Consider the following 22,547-nt stretch of genomic DNA (forward strand, 5'->3'; position numbering starts at 1 on the left):
GAAACTCTAAACTTTTCTATCTTCGCAAAACTAACCCAAAAAATCTAGAAATTTGGCAAAAACAAAGGCAAAAAAGGTAACTCCATTAATGCAACAGTATAACGGAATTAAAGCAAAATATCCGGATGCGATGTTGTTATTTAGAGTAGGCGATTTTTATGAAACCTTTGGAGAAGATGCTATAAAAGCATCCAAAGTTTTAGGTATTATTTTAACCAAAAGAGGAAGTGGTAGTGAGAGTGAAACAGCGTTGGCTGGTTTTCCGCACCATTCCTTAAATACTTACTTGCCAAAGTTAGTAAAATCTGGATTGCGTGTTGCTATTTGCGATCAGTTGGAAGATCCAAAAATGACTAAAAAGATTGTAAAACGTGGAGTTACGGAGTTGGTAACCCCTGGGGTTGCTCTAAATGATGAGGTGTTACAATCGAAGTCGAATAACTTTTTAGCAGCAGTTCATTTTGGGAAAAAGCTATTAGGAGTTTCGTTTTTAGATGTGTCAACTGGGGAATTTCTCATCGCGCAAGGAAATGAAGAATATATAGATAAGCTTTTACAAAATTTTACACCTAGTGAAGTTTTGGTTGAAAAGAAACATAAGCAACGATTTTTAGAAGCTTTTACAAATCGTTTTCATGCATTTTATTTGGATGATTGGGTGTTTCAAAAAGATTATGGAGATGAATTGCTTCGAAATCATTTTAAGGTAAAAACATTAAAAGGATTTGGAGTTGAAGAGTTAGAATATGGAATTGTAGCAGGTGGTGCAGCAATGTATTACTTATCGGAAACACAACATAACAAAATAGAACATATACAATCTATCAGTAGAATTGCGGAAGATAATTATGTGTGGATGGATCGCTTTACCGTAAAAAACTTAGAATTATATGGTGGAAATTCGGTAAACTCGGTTTCGTTATTGGATGTAATTGATAAAACTATTTCTCCTATGGGAGGGCGTTTGTTAAAACGTTGGTTAGCGCTTCCATTAAAAGATTTAGCTCAAATTCAACAACGACATGAATTAGTAAAGTTTTTAATTGATGACGATACTTTTTCTGAAACTGTAATCTACCAATTAAAACAAATTTCTGATATCGAACGATTGATATCGAAAGTTGCTACGGGTAAGGTTTCTCCACGGGAAGTAATTTTGTTGAAAAACTCGTTAAAAGCGATTCTTCCAATAAAAGATTCCGCAGAAAAAAGTAAGAACAAAGCAGTTCAAGAAATAGGAAAACAACTGCACGATTGCAAAACGCTGATTGATAAAATTACTGAGACAGTTTTAGAAGAAGCTCCTGTAAATATTAATAAAGGAAATGCGATTGCTAGTGGAGTTTTAGAAGAACTGGATGAATTACGTAACATTTCAAACTCTGGAAAAGAGTATTTAGATACCATGCTAGCTCGTGAAACAGAACGTACAGGAATTCCGAGTTTAAAAATTGCTTTTAATAATGTTTTCGGATATTATATTGAAGTTAGAAATACGCATAAAGATAAAGTTCCAGAAGAGTGGATTCGTAAGCAAACCTTAGTGAATGCTGAACGCTATATTACTGAAGAGTTAAAAGAATACGAAGCTAAAATTTTAGGAGCAGAAGAGAAGATTCAGCAGTTAGAAACAGAGATTTTTGCCAAGTTAGTACAGTATATTATTGGTTTTGTACAACCTGTACAGCAAAATGCACAAAATGTGGCTAAGATTGATGCTTTACAATCTTTCGCAACCTTAGCTACCGAGAATAATTATGTGCGTCCGTTAATGGATGACAGCACTGATATTGAAATCAAAAATGGTCGTCACCCAGTTATTGAAAAACAATTACCAATTGGTGAAGAATATATAGCCAATGATGTTGTCTTGAACCGTAATCAGCAACAAATTATTATGATTACAGGTCCTAACATGTCAGGTAAATCAGCAATTTTACGTCAAACAGCCTTGATTGTGTTGTTAGCACAAATGGGAAGTTATGTACCTGCACAAAATGCTCGAATAGGTATGGTGGATAAGATTTTTACCAGAGTAGGTGCTAGTGATAATATTTCGATGGGAGAATCTACATTTATGGTAGAAATGAATGAAACAGCTTCTATTTTGAATAACATTTCCGATCGTAGTTTGGTATTGTTAGATGAAATTGGAAGAGGAACGTCTACCTACGACGGAATTTCTATTGCTTGGGCGATTTCGGAATATTTACACGAACACCCTTCGAAAGCAAAAACGTTATTTGCAACACACTATCACGAGCTGAACGAAATGACTTCGACGTTTGAGCGTATTAAGAACTTTAATGTATCGGTAAAAGAGTTAGATAATAGCATTATTTTCTTGCGTAAATTGGTAAAAGGAGGAAGCGATCATAGTTTTGGTATTCATGTAGCAAAATTAGCGGGAATGCCAAGTATGGTAATTCATAGAGCAAACAAAATTCTAAAAGAGTTAGAAGACTCACATTCACACAAAGAGGTTAAAGAAACCTTGAAAGAAGCACAGCACGAAGATATGCAAATGAGCTTTTTTCAGTTAGATGATCCGTTGTTAGAAGATATTCGAGAAGAAATTTTAACCACTAATATTGATACCTTAACACCAATTGAAGCGCTTATGAAGCTGAATGAAATTAAACGAATGTTGACTAAAAAGTAAACGTATTGCAACACGATATTAGTTTTAAGCATATAAATAAACTAGCAATGCCTGCATTAATTGCAGGGGTGGCAGAACCTTTACTTTCTACTACAGATTTAGCTATTGTAGGTAATATAGAGTACAACGCTACTGAAAGTATTGCTGCTATTGGTATTGTAGGAGCTTTTTTATCCATGTTAATTTGGGTTTTTGGGCAAACACGTAGTGGAATATCATCTATCGTTTCACAATATTTAGGAGCTAATAAACTTGATGAAATTAAAAACTTACCCGCACAAGCTATTGTTATTGTATTAGGCGTAAGTGCGGTTATTTTAGGATTGAGTTATCCTTTTGCTAAAGAAATTTTTGAGCTCTACAATGCTTCTGGAACCATTTTAGATTATTCGGTTGAGTATTATAAAATCCGTGTTTTCGGATTCCCGTTTACGCTTTTTACCATCGCTGTTTTTGGTACATTTAGAGGTTTGCAAAACACCTATTATCCGATGGTAATTGCACTCATTGGAACGTTTATTAATATTGTACTAGACGTTGTTTTGGTTTACGGAGTAGAAGGTTTTATTCCTGCTATGCATATTCAAGGAGCAGCGTATGCAAGTGTTGTTGCACAAGTTACGATGGCAATAATTTCTGCTGTATTATTATTAAAAAAGACAGATATTTCATTAAAATTTAGCTTGCCATTTAATACTGAAATTCCAAAATTCATCGTAATGGTGTTGAATCTTTTCGTAAGAACGATAGCACTAAATGTTGCATTGTACTTTGGAACTTCTTATGCTACCGACTATGGAGATGCCTACATTGCAGCCTATACCATCGGATTCAATTTATGGCTTACAGGCGCTTTTATGATTGATGGATATTCTTCTGCAGGAAATATTTTATCAGGTAAATTATTGGGTGCTAAAGCTTATAAAACATTGGTAATTTTAGGAAATAGATTAATTAAATACGGATTCCTTTTCGGATTATTATTAGCCGTTGTGGGGTTTGTTTTATATCAATTTATAGGAAAAGTATTCACTAAAGAACCAGAGGTTTTAGAACAGTTTTACAATACTTTTTGGGTTATTTTAATCATGCAACCTATATGTTCAATCGCTTTTATTTATGACGGAATGTTCAAAGGAATGGGAGAAATGAAATTTCTACGAAATGTTTTGTTATTAGCAACAGGATTAGTGTTTGTTCCTACATTATTATATTTTGACTCTCTTGGGTATAAACTCTATGCTATTTGGATAGCTTTTTTCTTGTGGATGATTGCGAGAGGAACTCCATTAATTGTTAAGTTTAGAAGAAAGTTTTTACCCCTAGCTCAAAAAATGTAATTTTGAAGAAACAAGAAAAACAAATGACTACAACTAGAGAAAACGGAAGTTTATACACCTACATAGAAAACAAGATTGCAACGGTAGAATTTGGACACTCTGCAAGTAATTCTTTTCCAAGTGTGTTGCTAGAACGTTTAGCTAATGAATTTGATAAACTTTCAACGAGTGATGAGGTGTCGGTAATTGTATTAAAATCAGAAGGAGAGCGAGCTTTCTGTGCTGGTGCATCTTTTGACGAATTGGTGGCGATTGATAATTTAGAAGACGGAAAAGCTTTTTTTTCTGGCTTTGCGAATGTAATCAACGCTATGCGTAGATGTTCGAAACTAATTATTGGAAGAGTACAAGGAAAAACAGTTGGAGGCGGAGTTGGTTTAGCAGCCGCTTGTGATTATGTATTAGCCACAGAGCACGCTTCTATTAAACTTTCTGAATTTACAATAGGTATTGGTCCGTTTGTAATTGCGCCAGCCGTAGAACGCAAAATAAGCGTTAGTGGATTAGCAGAATTAACCTTAGATGCTACCAGTTGGAAAAGTGCATATTGGGCAAAAGAAAAAGGCTTGTACGCCCGTGTTTTTGAAACACAAGGTGAATTAGACAAAGAGATTGAAATTTTATCAGAAAAGTTAGCATCTTATAACCCTGAAGCATTAGCAGAAATGAAAAGAGCCTTATGGAAAGGAACTGAGCATTGGGAAGAGCTGTTAATAGAAAGAGCTGAGACATCAGGTAAGTTAGTTTTGTCTGAGTTTACTAAAAAAGCGTTAGAAAAATTTAAGAAATAATAATGTTTTTAATTCAAGAAGAAAAAAGTTCTACAGCCTATAAAGCAGGATATGAAGTAGGACAATGGATAGCACATAATCCTATATTAGCGGTATTTATAGGTGCTGTAGTTTCAGTAGGTTTTGTGTGGATTTTAACAAAAGTTGTAAAGCAAATTCGTACTTTTGGCGAATAAAACAAGTATTAAAATGGGAAATTCTTTCTTCGCTATTTTAGCAGCAGGTGTTGCAGTTATTTATTTTTTTAATAAATATAGAGCAAACAAAAGGTTTAAAAGAAAATAAGAGTCACCACAACAAACGTAGAGGAATAACCTTTTTAAAGGTTATTTTATCGCTTCTTTATAAATAGAAAATTTATGAGTAAGATTCGAATTACCAAACAGTTCACTTTTGAAACTGGGCATGCGCTGTATGGTTATGACGGAAAGTGTAAAAATGTTCACGGACATAGTTATAAGCTTTCTGTTACTGTGATTGGTTCTCCAATTACAGATACAAATAATGTTAAATACGGTATGGTAATTGACTTTGGAGATCTAAAAAAGATTGTAAAAGAGGATATTGTTGATGTATTTGATCATGCTACAGTGTTTAACAAAAACACACCTCATGTTGAGTTGGCACAGGAGCTAAAAAATAGAGGGCATCATGTGATTCTAGTAGATTATCAGCCAACAAGTGAAATGATGGTGATTGATTTTGCTAAGAAAATTCAAGACAGACTTCCTGAAAATATCAAACTACATGCCATTAAATTACAGGAAACAGATACTAGTTTTGCTGAGTGGTATGCTTCTGATAATTAATTTTTTTAATGAGTTAACGGTGTAAAGTTTAATTATTTTCCGTTAAACTCATTCATGGTATTAGCTAAACCAGCTGTAATAAAAGAGGTAACCGCTTTTACAGAAAAAGGGATGCGTTCAATCATTGCACTTTCCTCGTCAGCATTCCATTCTCCTAAAACATAATCTACTTGACGACCTTTACTGTATTCAGCTCCTACACCAAAGCGAAAACGTGGGTAAGCACCTGTGTTAAATTTATCTTGAATATCTTTTAGTCCGTTGTGCCCTCCAGAACTTCCTTTTCCTTTGATACGAACCTTTCCGAAATCAATATTTAAGTCGTCGGTAATAATTAATAAGTTTTCAACTTGAATGTTTTCTTTTTGCATCCAGTATTTAACCGCTTTTCCGCTTAAGTTCATATAAGTATTCGGTTTTAAAACGATTACAGTCTTACCTTTTATTTTAAGTTTAGCTATATCACCTAACTTTTCAGTTTCAAAAGAACCTTCATGTTCTTTTACGAAAGCATCTACTATTTTAAAGCCAATATTATGACGTGTATTGTCATATTTTTCACCAATATTACCTAAGCCTACAATTAAAAATTTCTTCATAAAATTGTCTTCTTTCTCTGTTAATTGTTTTGTAGAAAAACCAAATAATCTTTTAAAAAAAGTTCTAAAAATCATACATCAAAAATAAAAAAAGCGCTACACATGGTAACGCTTTTGTATGATTATAGTATTGCGGTCTATGCTTCTGCTTCAGAAGCTGCTTTAGCAGCATTACGAGACATACGAACTTGAGCAACTACTGTGTTGTCTGGGTGTAAGAAAGTATATTTATCATTCTTTAACTCAGTAACATATAATTTATTACCAATTTCTAACTCAGTAATATCAGCTTCGATAAAATCTGGTAAGTTAGCAGGTAATGCTTTTACTTTTAATTTACGTAAGTTGTGACGTAAAGCACCCCCTACCATAACACCTTTAGAAGATCCTACTAAACGCACAGGAATATCCATAGTTACAGCTTTGTCTTCAAATAATTGATAGAAGTCTACGTGTAAAATGCTATCATGTACTGGGTGGAACTGTATATCTTGTAACACAGCATTATATGTTACACCATCTAATTCAATCGTAGCAGTAAATACGTCTGGAGTATATACTAATGGCTTGAACGATTTTTCTTCAGCTGAAAAGTGAACAGGCTTGTCTCCTCCGTATAATACGCAAGGAACCTTTCCAGCATTACGTAAGGCTTTTGTTGCTTTTTTACCTACGCTTTCTCTTTGAGATCCTTTGATTGTAATTGATTTCATTACTTTGTTTATTAAATTTATTTACATTAAAAATTGATCACTGATAGATGTATTGTCTTGAACTTTATGCATCACATCAGCAAATAAAGTGGCGCAAGATACAACTTTTATTTTAGATATGTTCTTTTTTAAAGGGATTGTATCTGAAACGATTAACTCTGTTAATTGCGAGCTTTGAATTCTTTCATAAGCATTACCAGAAAGAATTGGGTGTGTACAAATAGCGCGTACACTTTTGGCACCACGCTCCATCATTAAATCAGCTGCTTTGGTGAGTGTTCCTCCAGTATCAATCATGTCATCTACAAGAATAACATTCTTACCTTCTACTTCACCAATTAATTCCATATGAGAAATTACATTGGCTTTTTGACGTTGTTTATAGCAAATAACAACATCACTTTCTAAGTATTTGGAATAGGCATACGCTCTTTTAGACCCTCCCATATCAGGTGAAGCGATAGTTAAGTTATCTAACTTTAAACTTTTAACGTATGGTAAAAAGATAGTAGAAGCAAATAAATGATCTACTGGTTTTTCAAAGAAGCCTTGAATTTGATCAGCATGTAAATCCATGGTCATAATTCTAGTGGCTCCAGCAGTTTCTAACAATTTAGCTACTAGTTTAGCTCCAATTGCCACACGGGGCTTGTCTTTTCTGTCTTGGCGAGCCCAACCAAAATAAGGCATTACAGCAGTAATATGTCTTGCAGAAGCACGTTTAGCAGCATCACACATTAATAACATTTCCATTAAGTTATCAGTTGATGGAAAAGTTGATCCTACAATGAAAACTCTTCGTCCTCTAATTGATTCTTCAAAAGCAGGTTGAAATTCACCATCACTAAAATGTGTAGTAATTACATTTCCTAGTTTGGTTCCGTAAGCATTGGCAATTTCTTCTGCTAGTTCGACACTTTGTGAACACGCAAAGATTTTTGGGCTTAATTGATTTGTAGCCATTTACAAAAAGATATTTTTAGTTAGTGTTGTTGTTGAGGCAAAAATAAAACTATTTTAAGAGTTTAAAAGATATTTTAAATGAAATATTTTATAGATTTGCACTCTCCAAAAGCCAAAGTGGTGGAATTGGTAGACACGTCGGATTCAAAATCCGATGCTCGCAAGGGCGTGTGGGTTCGAGTCCCACCTTTGGTACTATTACTGTGTTATGAGCACAGAATCAGTGGTTTATCTTAAAAAAGGTAAAAAAGCTGTGTCAAAATTGAGTCATTTAACTATTCCCTTTCAAATCGTTGAAAATGAAGGGTAATAAAAAAAATGTCAAAACTTAAAAAAGAAAATTCCGCGAAAATCTTTGTAGACTACAAACCAGCGGAATTACGCCAAAATCAAGACTGGATTATTGTTTATTATGCTAAAGTTCCTGCAAAGGAGGAGTTTAAGCGTTTCAGAAGTCGTGTTCCTAAACTCAACAACAAAACAGAGAGGTTGCGTTATGCAAAAAAAATGGTAGCAGCTATTAATAGTAAGTTAGAACATGGTTGGTCTCCTTTTTATGAAGAAAAAAGCACACAGTATAAGTCTTATCAAGATTGCGTAGATACTTTTTTGTTAGTCCAAGAGAAAGAAGTAAAAGACGGAATTAAACGTCAAGTAAGCTTAAATGGCTATAAATCTTATTTAAAAATGCTTGGTCTATTTATGAAAGAAAAAAACAGAACAGTAAAGTTCATGATAGAAATAGATAATACTTTTGTTCATGCTTTTTTAGATTATTTGTACTTAGAAAAGAATTATAGCCCGAGAACCTATAATAATTATCTTCAGTTTTTAAATACTTTTTTCATTTGGTGTAGATCTAAAGGTTATATCAAACAAAATCCAGCAGAACTTATAAAACCTAAACCGCAACAAAAGAAGGTGCGTGAAGTTTTGCGAACGCAAGAAAAGGAAAAACTAAAAGAATTAAAGAGAACAAACTTTAATTATTATGTTTTATGTATGTGTACATACTATTGCTTTATTAGGAGAACAGAATTAACAAAATTGAAAGTAAGTGATGTTAATTTAAAAGAAGGGTTTATTACTATATCAGGAGAAAATTCGAAAAACAAAAAATCTGATAATGTTACAATACCGAACTCATTATTTCCTTTGCTTTTAAAACATTTAGAAGGGGCTAAACCAGACTACTATTTATTCTCTAAAAACAATTTTGAATCAGGAAAAGAACAAATACCTCCTAAAAAGGTTTCTGATGAATGGACGAAGTTTAGAAATAAGTATAAAATTGAGAAAAAGTATCAATGGTATTCTTTAAAAGATACTGGAATTACTGATTTGTTAAACAGTGGAGTTCCCTCTATAAAAGTACGTAATCAAGCAAGGCATCATGATTTAAAAATGACAGAAACTTATACGCAAAGAAACGCAACATTTGACGCAATAGTAAAAAACGCAGATTTTCATTTTTAATACGCTTGTAGTAATTTTTATAAAAAAATTATATTTTTTATACTCAGTTGTATTTTTTTGTGTTTAATTAATTGGTTTTCATTTCTTTATATCGAGTATAAAGTTGAGTATAAACTCAGAAAACTCTAAATAAGTTATATTCATGAGTATAATTTTATACTCATGAGATTAAATATAGAAGGAAAAGTCTAAGTAAAAATGAAATTTCAACGAAAACACCTCTAGGCTTAACTTAAATTTTGAAGCATAAAAACGCAATTTTCAGCGCAAAAGGTAAAACAGTTGATTTTAAATCCTGTGAATCTTTCGTAATTTTTATGAAAAAATTGAATTTTTTGTATTCAAAAGCCTAAACATGAGAATGAAATTTGTAAAATAGTGAGAAAGGATTAAAAATTAAGCCGTTTTATAATAAAATGAATAACCGCAAAACGCAAGGAAAAATTATAAAAGGCAAACTAATATATGGTTATTAACCATTTGGAGGGAAAGCTAGTGTTTTGCGGGTTTATCTATAAAGTTTTAACTTGAATTTACTGTACCGTCTGATAACTTTGTTATTTTTTTATTAGCGTTGGCAAAGGCATATTCTTTTTGCAGTTTTTGATGAATCGTTGACTAGTGCGAACTGCAAATGTGTATGGCTTATAGTGTTGGCTATTTTTCCGTTTCAATATTCCACACAACTGTTTTTAGTCTTTTAGCAATTACTTTTATGGTATTCATTATTTCATTTTCTGATGGAAACTCGCCAAAAACTAATTCTTTAAAACGGGTTTCATAAGTGTCTTTGATTTGATTCCAAGTGTTTTCTGTGTCTGAAAATAATATTGCGGTTATTGGATGGTTTGATAACCAATTATTATTGTTTTTAAAACTTTGCACATCATCATTGGCAACTTTTAATAGCATTACGTCAAATGCTGTAGAATTGAAAAATGAGTTGAGTTCATCATCTTTTAACATCATGTGAATATCATAAGTATGTCGAATCTTATTGCTCAAATCATTTATGGGGTCTTCTGTTTGAGAGAAGCGAACTAAACTCATTATTTTTTCACATAGAGTCCTTTTGGTACTTAATATTAAAACATCAAAAGGATTCATTTCGTATTGATTAATGACATCTTGTTGGTTAGCTTTCAACATCATTTCATAAATGTAAGATGATACTGTTCCTGTAGTATATGGCTCGAATTGTCCTAGCCAAGTAGATTCTACAATGATATTGTCTCTTACTTGTCCAAAATCTCCATCAAAACTCTTTTTATAACTGTGAGCAGTTTTCCGTATCATACCCATTTTGTGAGTTATTCCATCAATTTCTATTTCTGGAATCACATCAGTAACACATTTTGAAATCTTTTTGATTTTAGATTTCAATTGATTGTTTGTCTCTCCATCCTTTCTTAAAACTACTAAATCAATATCTTCTGAAAACCTGTCGATTAGTTGATTACATTTAGATAGTGCAGTTCCTCCTTTGAAAACAGTTTCTTTCCCAATTTCATTGCTGAAAATGGCATGCAAAGCAAGAGTTACCCAATAATCTTTTTCAATATAAATTTCTGGAATTCCTTTTTGTTGAGAAGTTGCAGTTATAGCATCTTGGAATAGTTCTTTGTTTTCGTGTAGCTTCATTTAATATTCCAGTTTGTTATTGTTGGTAGTGTTTTTTTATTAATTCCGTAATCATATTCGGAAAGTGGATTTAGACTCTTTTTTAATTGTTTCAGTTCAACAGAAAAGCCTATTTGTTCCAATAAGGCACCTAAAAAAGCCCTTACTCTTGGTGGATAAGGTAAAGCACAGTCAATAAGTTGTTTTATCTCTTTTTCGCTTAATTTTTTTAGTTGATTTGAAATAATTTTAATTCCTGAATTCTTGTCTAAATCTGGTATTTTTTTAAAATCTTTGAGGGCATCTAAAATTTCTAACAGATAGAAATTTTTATCTGTAACATCTACATAACTTTTTACAGGATTTCCTTTAATATTTCCAACTGATACAGTTATGCGTTTATCTCTACTTGCAATTTTTATAGTTCTTGGTACTTGAGTAGTTAAACCCATTCGGTTGTATAAGGAAACACCTGTTATGTAAGCAATTCTTTTGTTGTTTTGAAACAAATAAGGTTTCAATAACTCTTCTTCTTTTGGTTTTAATTCGCCAAAAATAGTTTGTTTAGGTTTGTAGAAAACACCTGTTGAAACTCTTTTGATGATTCCTTTTTCAATTAAACGCTCTATTGCTTTCGTAGCTGCACTATATTCTTTTGGTTCAATAGAAAGTTGTTGGTACTTAAAAGTCGTACCATCTTTTATCTTTTTAATTTGTTTTTCTATTTTTTGAGCTATTTTCATTGAAAAACAAATGTACAACATTTTAATTATTTGTCGAGTAAATAAAACATAATACTTGACATTTAGTTTGCTGAATTTTTATTCGGTTCGGATTTTATTAATTCACGTGCAAAATCAATGAATAATTTATATGCTTTTGTAAATGAATAGTTGTCATCTGAATGTTTAACGGCTATATTTCTTTTTACCATAGTAGAACCAATTTATAGCAAGTGAACAGGTTTATTATAATTTATAATCATACAGATGCTGGTGACGACTCAAGAGAGTTGATTACATATAGGATGCGGAGCAAGTTATAAGGTGTTGAATTGTTGATAATTCTTCGGAATTATCAACAATTCAACACCCTAAAATTATTATTATGTAAGAATTAAAAATAAATATAATAACTTTAGACAACTGGACTAGTGCTTTTCATAGGAGCCATTGTTGTATGTAGTTTTTTGTTAACGTTACAATATTTCATTAAAATTAACACCTGATTCATTATAATCATATCTATAAATTTCTTTTCCTATTTGGGTAATTTTCTGAATAATAGAACTATAGTCGTTTTTAGAGAATATTAAATATGTTCCACCTAATAAGTCAACTTTTTCAGATTCTTTATAAAGTGAAGAAGACAAGAATCTTTCTTCAATTCCTTCAGCTTTATCTCTGTCAGAACCAAAAGTTAAAAAATAAACGATATCATTATTTAGAAAACTATTATTTATAGTAAAGTTGAATTTTTTTAAAGAATCTTTTCTCGTCATTTGAAAATCAAGATTCTCATTTTTATAAACATTCATTTGAAAATTCATAGATTTATTTTTTGAGATATATTTGACTCTGTTCAATAAGCCAATTTTTTTTCTCTTTAAAAAGTTGAACATAGTTTTAAAAATAAAAATTGTTTGTTTTTTATAGATTTATTGGAGGACTCTATTGTCTAGTAATTTTTCCTTCAAATTTCAGAGTGTAGCTCTTTTTCAGTTATAGGTTTTTAATTGTTCAATTCAGTTTTTTCTTAATTACATACAACGGCTCGTATAACCGTCAGTTACGGGATTAAAGTTAATGATTTTCGGTTTAGCACAGACGTAGCAATTCCGAGTGGATTCGGACGTAGTCGAATCCGCCGTAATTGCGGTTATACATCTTAAGTTAGCAATTGTTATTATCGGTTTATCTTTCTTAATTCTAAATTGTTTATTAAATCTATCAATTGGTCTTTATCTTTAATTCCAATAATGTTGATTTTAATTTTTTGACTGACGTTTTTTTTAAAAATCAGAAGATATACGCTCGTATAAAACCTTGAGAATTTTAAGGAATCTATTTTTACGTATTCAATTTCGTTCCATTTTTTTAATCCAATTCTTTTGTTCCAAACTCCGACACTTGAAATTTTTAAAGTATCATTTCCTAAGAAAATAGATAAAAGGTCTTTAAAGTGGAGGATTATTCCAATTGTAGTTAACGAAATCACGATTACTTCAGTTACTCCAATTGAGCACATAAAAATTAATGACACGGTTCCACAAAAGAAGATTAAAGTGATAAATTTCATCAATACATAACCTTTTGAAGTATTGAAAGTAAAATTAAAATCATTATTTCTTAGTGCACTTTTCATAATAATGCATAACGGTTTTGTGTATGATTAGTGGCGTGTTTAAGCACCTAATTTAGCAAATAAAAACCGAATAGATAATCCGCGAGGATTTTCGTAAGTAGGCTTGAACTAGCCATTAATTATACACGTCTTAAGTTCCGGTTTCATTTATTTTATCCAGTTTTTCAGTCCGATTTATTAACAAAAATGGCAGTCCAATTCCAATTCCGATTATGATCGTTGAGTATAAAAAGAACGGTTCACTTATTAAATATTGTGGTATTAAAGGATTGTCAGGTTTCCCAATAAAGGTCAATATATAAAGTCCGATTGCGACTGTAGTAAATACGAAAAGAATTATTATTAAAATGTCTTTTATTAAGTCGGTTGGTTTAAATTCTGTTCGTTTTGAATTTAATAACATTCCGAAAATTGGAATCGACGAAATGGCAAAATAGTCCAGATTATTAAAATTAAGTCCAAAAAAACATCCTGTAATCTTTTGAAGATAGTCATTAAGTCCAAATGGATTAATTATTCCAAAAAAGAAGAGGAAGAATATCAAAGCAGAAATTCCGCCAATCAAATATTTTATTTTATTCGGTATTTTATTCAATTCGGTCAGTTTTTGCGGTTGGCTTACATTATGCACAACGGTCTCGGCTATGAGGAGTTGCGTGGGTTTGCAATTACTTATAGCCATTGTTGTGCCCAGTATTTTATTCATTTTCTGTCAATTCGTATTCTTCTAATTCAGCATGTATTATTTTAATTTCAGAATTTAATTGGTTCAGATACTCAACACAAATATTATTATACAAATCTGAATTTTCATCTTCCAATTCAAATTGGAATACTCCTTTTTTTAATTCTTTTAATATTAGATTAAATGCAGATTTAACATTGTTTGGATTGTCATCTGTCAATGTGATTTGGATTGGATTATCTCCAACTTCAAGAACCAAATAGGTGTGTGGTTCTTCTCTTTTAATAGTAGCTTTTTTAGTTTCCATATATTTTTCCTCTTTCTCCAAAGGCGTCTTTACCACCTTCTAAAGTTTTCATACTAATTTCTTTCCAATCAAGACTTGGCTTTAATCCATCAATACAATTCAAAGAATTTGAATAAGGGTTGCCTGTTAAAGTATACCCTTTTCCTTTTTCGTGTAAACGATAAATCGAATTGTATGGTAAAGTTCTCACAGCGATATTTGCATCATGTGTTGCTATGACAACCTTTTTCCCAAGAAGAGCTTTTTCCTTTATTAAAGGTACTATAACGTCATTTATGTAATCATTTCCAAGACTTTTTTCTGGTTCATCTACTAAATAAATTTCCTTATCATCTGCAAGCTCTTTATGTAACAAAATCATTGAAGATTCTCCGTTTGAAGGACTATAAATCGTTCCATTAAGAGTAAAATGTTTGTACTTTTGAAGTAATTCACTCACCGAACTAATTGTGTTTATGTTTTCAATTTCATTTAATTCCGTGATTTTTGTAAATAGCTCAATTGAATGAATGTGCTTAGAAATAGCAACTACGGCATTTGCAAATTCTTTTTGAGGTGTTTTATAAACATGTTTTACTGGCGAATAGTCTCCATTTGAGAAAGTGCCATTTTGAAAAATTAAATTTGTTTTACAGATTAATTCCCCTTTATCACCAAGACTTCCAGCGTACTCCTCAATAGCATTTATCGGTTGATTTATTATTTTAATAATCTTTTTGGAAGCTCTTTCAATTTTTATGCGGTTTCTTGAATAATCTAAAAATCCTGTTTTCGATGGTTTTGGTGGTTGATTAGTCTTTTTTGCAATTTCATTAGTAAAGCAAGAAATAATTCCGTTAAGTAAATTAATGCTTTTGTTTTCTATAAAGTTCTGTTCAGTTCCATCTTTTAGTTGCGTGAGTATTTTATCAAGTAAAATCCCAAGTTCCTTAATTAATTCATCATCAACATATTTTGGTATGTCCGAATCTTCATTTACATAATTATTAAATGACTTAAAACTATCAAGGATTTCAGAAATTTCTTCAAGAATTCTTTCAGATTGCGCTTCATCTGCTAATGCAATATTCTTGATTTTTAATTTTTTCGAAATTTTATTAGTTTCCTGAAAAGAGAAATGTAAATCATATTTGTTTAGAGTTGTTACTTTTTCTTCAGTTACTTCCTTTAAAAACTTTATTTCTTCAATACATTCATCAAATCCAATATCAAGCGCATTGCAGTTGAATAAATTACCTTTAATGTCAAATACTGTATTTAAATGGTTGTCATTTGATTTATACACTGATGTTTTATGCCCTTTACTATTATAGTGTTTAGATAGAGATTCTAATATGTCCGTTTTACCTGTCCCTTTACTACCGAATATAATATTGATGTCAGAGTAAATATCTAAAGTGATTTTTTCAAAAGGGTCACTTTTAAATGGGCATAGCTCAACACTTTCTTTGGACTTTTTATTCAAAATTGTGTTTATAGTAGATTCATCTTTTTCAAGTAAAAGACAAAATTGCTCAAAACTTTCAACAGGTAGTCTTAGTTCAGGTAAATCCTGTGATTGTTTTATGTAGTTATTCCAATCATGTACATCTGAACCGTAAATAGAGTTGTGTCCATGACTAATATATATTCCTGCTGAAATAGAGTTTGTTGCCTCTTTTAAAATTCGTTTGGGATTTGAGACCAAATCCGTTAATACTTCTATTTCTTTATCTCCTAAATTTGGTTTTTTTACGAAATAGTGGGCTATGTAAATACAGTCTAACGAGTCAAATTTCTTGACGGTTTCTTCTAGTGAAATAGTGAAAGTGTCAGGATTTGCTTCATGCAATATTTCACTAACAGCTTTATCAAAATCTTGGTAGTTTTTCGGATTACAAATTACTATTAAATGAGACCTTTTGCCATTTTCAAAAATGTCTAGTTCAATTCCTGGCCATACTTTGCAATGCGTTTCAACTCCATCTCTAAATTCCTCATATTGTTGAATGTCAAAATGATTATGATTGGTAATTGCTAGAATACTTACTTCAGTATTGCTTAATATTTCAACAAATTCCTCTTTTTCAATATTCCTTGTCGGAGCATCACCGGACTTTATTTTCCTTGTATGTACATGAATGTCAATTTTCATCTAGAGGTTTTTTGATATTGGGCACAACGGTTTTGTATATGAAAAGTAGCGGATTTTACACACTAACTTTTCGGAATGTAACAAACCTTTAATTTATTCATTTTCTTTCAATTAAGCGATTATGCCGCTATTTTTTATATACGTTGTTGCGCCCAGTTTTTTTTATCTTTTCAGTAATTTTGTTCTATGATATTCTAAATATTTCTCTCTGCCTTCTGTTGGTAAAAGTGAATAAGTTTTGTCATTTGATATGTTCAATTTTGAACAAGTCATTTTTGATAACCAAGGTGAAATAATTATTTTCTTATCATCTGTAAAACTTATATAACCTCTGTCAAATAAGAAATCATAAGTTGGTGTCAACATAAATCCATTTTTAGGGTCTATTTTTTCAATATCATTCGATTTTACCCAAGGTTTAATGTGACTTGCAATTAATAATCTGTCATCAGAAATTAATGTAATTGGACAAAAAGGACATTGTTCAAGCAGTTTTTCTCGATATTTACCTTGACCTTTTCTTGCTCTAATTAAATTGTCTTTTTCCTCTTTTGGAATATTTTCTCCTTTTATTTTCTCTTCTTGTTCTTCTCTTTCAAAATCTAAATGCTCATAATCTCCAAAATAATCTACAAATGGTTTAAAATAATAAACGATTTCATTTGCATCATTTTCCAATTTCAGTACTGAAAGATAACTAATGTTTGGTAGAGCAATCTCTCTAATTATTTTATAGTTTGGGTCTTTTGTGTTGACGTAAACTCTTGGTCCTGCAATTTGGGTTTGGTCGGAAATTGTAAATGGTAGAATCTCATCAAATCCTTTTACTTTGTCTATTCTTTCATCCCAAAGCTCCGGAAGATTTTCAGGTTTTTGATATGGTTGTTCAGGATTTTTGTATTCAGCTTTACAGTCATTTAAATACTCAATTAAGTCTTTTTTTAATAGGAAACAATTGTTTATAAAACCTCTTTGACCAAAAAAATCAAGTGTTTCATCATTTTCATTCCCAACGTATAATTTACCTTCTCCGTGAGCTGTACCAATTTTATTTGCAGTTAAAACAAATGAGTCTGCTATAGTAATTTTTTCTTTTGCATCAATTACTTTGTAATCTATTCCTAAAATATTTATTTCCATTTATTTATCTGTAAATTTTGTAATATCCATTTGTTTTAAAATTGCAATTAGAACGTCCACAACGATACTATTTCCTGCTTGACGATACATTTGTGTGTCACTAACAACTTGTTTAAAATCATCTCTAAACCCCATTAATCGTAAGCATTCTTTAGGTGTTAATTTTCTAATTCTTCCTTTGTTGTGAGTTACATAATTATCTACACCAGCTCTGTGCATTTTGTGCATAGATTGTAAAAGAGGTCTTGCGACTTCCAAATCTGTTTTTATTCTTGTTTTGAAATTTTTAGTACCTTCTGAAAGAACATATTTTGTTGTTTTTTCAGATAGATAATATTTTTCCTCAACTTCATTTACATCAAAAATAAATTCGTCAAATTCTTTTTTGTCTTGACTTTCAAAAACAAAATCTCCGTGCCAATTAAATTGCTGATTTGCCTTTTGGCAAATTGCAATTTCTCCATTTATTTGAGTGTATCTTTTTTTTCTGTTTTTTGAACTTGTAACAAATTTCACTCCTTTTTCTTTTAGATAATATTTGCTATCTGTGTAATCTTCAAGGAAATCTTGCATTTTATGTTCTAGTTCAATTGGTTCAGGAAACTCAAAATTTATTGATTTGTCTTTAAAACCAATTACAAAAATACGTTCTCTATGTTGAGGCATTCCATAATTTTTAGCATTCATAACTTGATAAAAATATTTATAACCAAGTTCGTCAAAAGTTGCTTTTATGGTCTCAAAAGTATTGCCTTTGTCGTGATTTATTAAACCTTTTACATTTTCAAAAATGAAAACTTTTGGTTGGCTTTCTTTTACAATTCTTGCAAATTCATAAAACAATGTTCCTCTAGTGTCTTTAAACCCTTTTCTTTTTCCAACCATTGAAAATGATTGACAAGGACTTCCGCCAACTAAAAGGTCAATTTTTCCTTTATATTTTCTCCCATTAACGTCTTTTACATCATCATACCATCTACTTTCGTCAATGTCGTAGTTAGCAAAATAGCTTTGTTTTGCATATTTATCTATGTCACTTGCAAATACAATTTCCGTATTCAAATTAAGTCTTTTAAAAGCGTACTCTATTCCTCCAATTCCTGAAAAAAGTGTAGCAACTCGTGTTGTACTTTTTGGGTTTTCAAATTCTTTTTCAGTCCATTTTTTTTGAAAAGAAAGACGTATTTGATTTGAAACATATAAATCCATATGTTCATTGACAATGTTTAAAACGTCTTTATAATCTGAATAATCTTTAAGTTCTTGAATGACTTTTGAAGAATAATAATGGTTTAATAATTCTTTTTGTTCTGTTTTTAAAACTTCTGCTAATAAATGAATTAACTCGTCTGACAAAACTCTTTCTTCACGTTCAATTTTTCCAAGAGTGGAAGTGTCAATATCTAAATGTGAAGCAACCTTTCTTAAAGGGAAACCTAATTCAGTTCTGCGCTGCTTAATGTATTCTCCAAATGTAGTAACCATATTTTTCGACAAAATGTTTAGGACAAATTTAGTCCAAAAATATGGAATGTTCTATTTTTTTCTAAATTTTGTTTGAATTATGAGTTTTCGTCAAATTGGGCACAACGGTCTTGTATATGGCTCGTAGCGTGCAAAATAGCTGTTTTCTTTCGGTTGAGCACAAGCCAAATTTTTAAATTTTTATATTTACTTTTTCTCAAATATAATCAAATTTAAAAATTTGGCGACCTCGCAAATATGTCTTAACTTCGTTTATGTAACTAATTAGCTATGAGTTATATACGTTGTTGTGCATAGTGCTTTTCACGTTCTGCTTGGTATTCCGATGTTTGTTATTTAGTTCTAAAGTGAGCGTTGGCAAGACATACTCTTTTACAGTTTTGGTGGTGTGATGGCTTGAGCGACTGTAAATGTGTATGGCTTTCAGCGTTGGCAATTCCGATTACTTACTTAATTTCAAAATCCGAAATGCACCTTGTATTACCACTATAAAAACGATTGTTCCAACAATTAAATCAGGTTTGTTGGAATTTAGCCAATTCACTAAAATTCCTGCAATTATTACTCCCAAATTGATAATCACGTCATTGGAAGTAAAAATCATACTTGCTTTCATATGTGCCTCTTCTTTGCTCTTTGACTTTTGTAAAATGTAAAGACAAATTCCGTTTGCGATAAGTGCCAAAATCGACACGATAATCATCGTTGAAAAATCGGGAAGTTTTTCGGCTCCAAAAAATCTTCTCAACACTTCAACAAATCCGATAATCGCAAGGGTTATCTGAAAATAGCCTGCAATTTTTGCAATCCGTTTTTTCTTAATTAACGTTCCGCCAACCGCAAACAAGCTAATCCCGTACACGAAACTGTCCGCAAGCATATCTAAACTGTCGGCAACCAATCCCATTGATTTCGAGATGAGTCCTGTTGTCATTTCGATAATGAAGAAGACAAAATTTATTGCCAATACAATCCAAAGTAGCTTTTTTTGGTTGGTGTTTTCTTCAAAATCTTTTTCGTTGGTTTCTTCGGTCGAAATTTTCTTTCCGCCTAATTTTAATTCGATTATCGAATTTTCGATTTGGTCTGCCTGTCCGTTGTGAAAAACGGTCAGATTTCGGTTTGGAATGTCAAAATCAAGATTTTTGATTTCTTGAATTCCGTCCAATTTCATTCGTATAAGATTTTCCTCGGAAGGACAATCCATTTGATTGATTTTAAATATCGTTTTGTTCATTTTAGTCGTCATCTTCGTTTCCAAAAGGTTTGATTATTACTCCAACGCTAAATATAAAACCGTCTGTTGGTGCATAAATTTCGGGAAATTCTGGATTGTCGTGTGGTGGCAAAACTAAAGGCGAGAACCTGCTTTGTCTTCTGTCCGTAAAGTTTTCAAAATTCACAAACGTTGTTCCCCATTTAAAATTTCGCATTGCCACAAAACCCATTGTTATGAAGTCAGTTGTTTCAGTTCCATTGGACAAAAATTGTTTTCCTGTGTAAAACGTTTCATAACCGATTCGCCATTTTTCAGATTCGTACATCAAAACACTTCCTGCGTTGTGTTTTGCAGTTAGCGGTTTTTGTGGATTTCCAGCCAAATAATTCAATTTTGTGTCAATGAGTGCATAATTCAAGAACCAACGAAAATCTTTATAGGTAAACTTGATGTTTGTTTCAGCACCTTTGCTCAAAATTTCATCTGTTGCATTCTCAAATTGGAAAAATCCATTATCAGTTGAATTTAACAGTAATGCATCATTAATCGCAGTTACATAAAACAGTTGATTAATAGAAAAACCAATGGTTTCAAATAAACGTGTTTGATAGTTGAAGTCAAGATTTACACCGTAAGAACGTTCCGCATTTAGTGAAGATTTATCAATACCAAGTACATTTTCAAAATTGATAAATTCCGCCTCTTCTGTAAAAATATCTGGAATTTTGTAACCTAAACCACCACCAATTCTGCTGGAAAATCCGCTATCGTTTTTGTATAGCAATGAAACTCTTGGAAGCGGGAAAAAGCCAAAATCGGTATTGTAATCTGTTCTGAATCCTGTTTCCAAAATCCAATTATCCGAAATGTCATAAATGTTATTTACAAATGCTCCATAAGTTATATCCGTTTGGTCGCGTTGCAAAGTTGCATTATCATTTTCATCAAAATCAGAAGTATATAGGTTTGCACCAAAAATCCAATCAGTTTTATTGGCTGACTTTTGATAGTTTATTTCCGTGAATGTATTGGTTTGTTTACCGTCAAATGTAAAATCGGGAATGGTCAGTTCTCTGTCGAAGAACGAGATACTATTTTTGATAGTTAATGAACTGACGGAATCTATTTGAGTTTCGTAAACCGATTGACTGCTCAATCTTTTCGATACGTTTTCTTCGGTATATTGATGGACGCCATTTTCGCCACTTTCAATTTTTGTGATGTCGCCACCAATTCTGTCGTCATACGTTCCGTTTAAGCCAAACCAAAATGTTGTTTTTTCCGATGGATAATAAAAGAACTTTGGGTTGAATGAAATCGAAGTTGTTTTTGGCAAGTTACTAAAGTCATCATCTTCTGGGTCATACGCTTTTTGATAATGACCTGAACCATAAAGTGAAACACCAAATTTTTCATTCCGTTTGCTGTAAAATACATTTGCTGTACTTCCCAGAGCTTGGGTTTGTGTCAACATAATATCCAAAGCAGGTTCTTCGTCTGGTGTTTTGGAAACCATATTTATCAAACCTGCAATCGCTCCACCACCATAAATCGTTGATGAACTTCCTTTTATTATTTCAAATTGTTTTAAGTCCAATGGCGGAATTTGTAAAATACTCAAACCGCTGGAAAAACCGCCATAAAGTGGAAATCCATCTCTCAAAAGTTGTGTATAGCGTCCATCGAGACCTTGAATTCTAATGTTGGTATTTCCGCTACTTAACGAAGTTTGTTGCATCTGTATTCCTGTACTTTCTCGAAGTACCATTGAAATATTGGTTGGGTTCATTACTGCTTTTTCGCTTAATTCCTCCGCTCCGATAAATTCAATTCGAGTTGGAATTTTTCTAACAGTTCGTGTACTTCTTGAAGATTGTATGACTACTTCGTCCAATTCATTTCCTCCAGATTCAAGTTTGAAAGTGAACGTTTTTTTTGTGCCGACTACAATAGCTGTTTCTATGGTTTTGAAACCTACGTATGAAATTTTTATGGTTTGGTTGCCGTTAGGGATTTCCGTAAATGTGGCAATTCCGTCAAAATTTGTTACCGCTCCTTTTTCAAGCTCCTCGAAATAAACTGTTGCTCCAAGTAATGGTTCGTTGGTTTCCGAATCTGTAATGAAAATAGAAATGTCGCTGTTCTGTGCGAAAGAAATAAATGATATAACGAAGAAAAATGAAGTTAAAAATGCTTTTGTCATCTGCTAATTCTGTTTTTAAGAATAGTGCAAATGTAAA

The 22,547-nt window shown here is 31.8% G+C and carries 20 protein-coding genes and 1 tRNA gene; 7 read left to right on the forward strand and 14 right to left on the reverse strand.

Annotation, left to right across the window (positions count from 1 at the left end):
• The first annotated feature begins 52 nt into the window (after positions 1-52).
• From mutS to VCM48_RS10440, 5 genes are all read left to right on the forward strand, one after another.
• A complete protein-coding gene (gene mutS, locus VCM48_RS10420) occupies positions 53-2,662 on the forward strand; it encodes a DNA mismatch repair protein MutS (RefSeq protein ID WP_482270463.1) in 2,610 nt (869 codons plus the stop codon).
• Between the two features lie 5 nt (positions 2,663-2,667).
• Positions 2,668-4,002: an MATE family efflux transporter gene (locus VCM48_RS10425; protein ID WP_482270464.1), complete on the forward strand. Its 1,335-nt coding sequence runs from the start codon at positions 2,668-2,670 to the stop codon at positions 4,000-4,002.
• A gap of 23 nt (positions 4,003-4,025) precedes the next feature.
• A complete protein-coding gene (locus VCM48_RS10430; protein ID WP_482272224.1) occupies positions 4,026-4,793 on the forward strand; it encodes an enoyl-CoA hydratase/isomerase family protein in 768 nt (255 codons plus the stop codon).
• 2 nt (positions 4,794-4,795) lie between these two features.
• Complete coding sequence (locus tag VCM48_RS10435; RefSeq protein ID WP_440120384.1) at positions 4,796-4,969, forward strand: hypothetical protein; 174 nt, start codon at positions 4,796-4,798, stop codon at positions 4,967-4,969.
• Positions 4,970-5,152: 183 nt separating this feature from the next.
• The gene (locus VCM48_RS10440; protein ID WP_274638907.1) at positions 5,153-5,602 is read left to right on the forward strand and encodes a 6-pyruvoyl trahydropterin synthase family protein; all 450 of its coding nucleotides are present in this window, start codon (positions 5,153-5,155) and stop codon (positions 5,600-5,602) included.
• A gap of 32 nt (positions 5,603-5,634) precedes the next feature.
• Here the strand turns inward: VCM48_RS10440 and pth are convergent, their stop codons facing one another.
• From pth to VCM48_RS10455, 3 genes are all read right to left on the reverse strand, one after another.
• Positions 5,635-6,201, reverse strand: a complete 567-nt coding sequence (pth, locus tag VCM48_RS10445; RefSeq protein ID WP_482270465.1) for an aminoacyl-tRNA hydrolase — start codon at positions 6,199-6,201, stop codon at positions 5,635-5,637.
• Between the two features lie 137 nt (positions 6,202-6,338).
• Positions 6,339-6,914, reverse strand: a complete 576-nt coding sequence (locus tag VCM48_RS10450) for a 50S ribosomal protein L25/general stress protein Ctc (protein ID WP_274638909.1) — start codon at positions 6,912-6,914, stop codon at positions 6,339-6,341.
• Positions 6,915-6,935: 21 nt separating this feature from the next.
• A complete protein-coding gene (locus tag VCM48_RS10455; RefSeq protein WP_482270466.1) occupies positions 6,936-7,877 on the reverse strand; it encodes a ribose-phosphate pyrophosphokinase in 942 nt (313 codons plus the stop codon).
• Positions 7,878-7,988: 111 nt separating this feature from the next.
• On the opposite strand from VCM48_RS10455, the gene VCM48_RS10460 reads away from it, so the two are divergent.
• Both VCM48_RS10460 and VCM48_RS10465 read left to right on the forward strand, forming a co-directional pair.
• Positions 7,989-8,072, forward strand: a tRNA-Leu gene (locus tag VCM48_RS10460).
• A gap of 123 nt (positions 8,073-8,195) precedes the next feature.
• Positions 8,196-9,353 (forward strand): tyrosine-type recombinase/integrase, encoded by a 1,158-nt coding sequence (locus VCM48_RS10465; protein ID WP_482270467.1) that lies wholly within the window; start codon positions 8,196-8,198, stop codon positions 9,351-9,353.
• Positions 9,354-10,010: 657 nt separating this feature from the next.
• On the opposite strand, the gene VCM48_RS10470 is transcribed toward VCM48_RS10465, so the two are convergent.
• From VCM48_RS10470 to VCM48_RS10520, 11 genes are all read right to left on the reverse strand, one after another.
• A complete protein-coding gene (locus VCM48_RS10470; RefSeq protein ID WP_482270468.1) occupies positions 10,011-10,994 on the reverse strand; it encodes a nucleotidyl transferase AbiEii/AbiGii toxin family protein in 984 nt (327 codons plus the stop codon).
• Positions 10,991-11,716, reverse strand: a complete 726-nt coding sequence (locus VCM48_RS10475) for a DUF6088 family protein (protein ID WP_482270469.1) — start codon at positions 11,714-11,716, stop codon at positions 10,991-10,993. The genes VCM48_RS10470 and VCM48_RS10475 overlap by 4 nt, the downstream gene beginning before the upstream one ends.
• Before the next feature lie 455 nt (positions 11,717-12,171).
• Complete coding sequence (locus VCM48_RS10480) at positions 12,172-12,522, reverse strand: hypothetical protein (RefSeq protein WP_482270470.1); 351 nt, start codon at positions 12,520-12,522, stop codon at positions 12,172-12,174.
• Positions 12,523-12,878: 356 nt separating this feature from the next.
• Complete coding sequence (locus VCM48_RS10485) at positions 12,879-13,337, reverse strand: hypothetical protein (protein ID WP_482270471.1); 459 nt, start codon at positions 13,335-13,337, stop codon at positions 12,879-12,881.
• 130 nt (positions 13,338-13,467) lie between these two features.
• The gene (locus VCM48_RS10490) at positions 13,468-14,043 is read right to left on the reverse strand and encodes a hypothetical protein (protein ID WP_482270472.1); all 576 of its coding nucleotides are present in this window, start codon (positions 14,041-14,043) and stop codon (positions 13,468-13,470) included.
• On the reverse strand, positions 14,036-14,350 hold the full coding sequence (locus tag VCM48_RS10495; RefSeq protein WP_482270473.1) for a hypothetical protein: 315 nt from the start codon (positions 14,348-14,350) through the stop codon (positions 14,036-14,038). The genes VCM48_RS10490 and VCM48_RS10495 overlap by 8 nt, the downstream gene beginning before the upstream one ends.
• The gene (locus VCM48_RS10500) at positions 14,319-16,463 is read right to left on the reverse strand and encodes a hypothetical protein (protein ID WP_482270474.1); all 2,145 of its coding nucleotides are present in this window, start codon (positions 16,461-16,463) and stop codon (positions 14,319-14,321) included. The genes VCM48_RS10495 and VCM48_RS10500 overlap by 32 nt, the downstream gene beginning before the upstream one ends.
• Positions 16,464-16,625: 162 nt before the next feature.
• Complete coding sequence (locus VCM48_RS10505; protein ID WP_482270475.1) at positions 16,626-17,603, reverse strand: HNH endonuclease; 978 nt, start codon at positions 17,601-17,603, stop codon at positions 16,626-16,628.
• Positions 17,604-19,088, reverse strand: coding sequence for a DNA cytosine methyltransferase (locus tag VCM48_RS10510; protein WP_482270476.1), 1,485 nt, complete (start codon positions 19,086-19,088; stop codon positions 17,604-17,606).
• Positions 19,089-19,530: 442 nt separating this feature from the next.
• Entirely contained in the window at positions 19,531-20,325 is a 795-nt protein-coding gene (locus VCM48_RS10515; RefSeq protein WP_192463696.1) for a cation efflux transmembrane domain-containing protein, read from the reverse strand.
• Position 20,326: 1 nt separating this feature from the next.
• Positions 20,327-22,510 carry a TonB-dependent receptor gene (locus tag VCM48_RS10520; RefSeq protein WP_482270477.1) on the reverse strand — a complete coding sequence of 728 codons (2,184 nt, stop codon included), beginning with the start codon at positions 22,508-22,510 and terminating at the stop codon, positions 20,327-20,329.
• Positions 22,511-22,547 lie beyond the last annotated feature (37 nt).

The organism is Tenacibaculum sp. DPLXC6 (genome assembly GCF_056815515.1).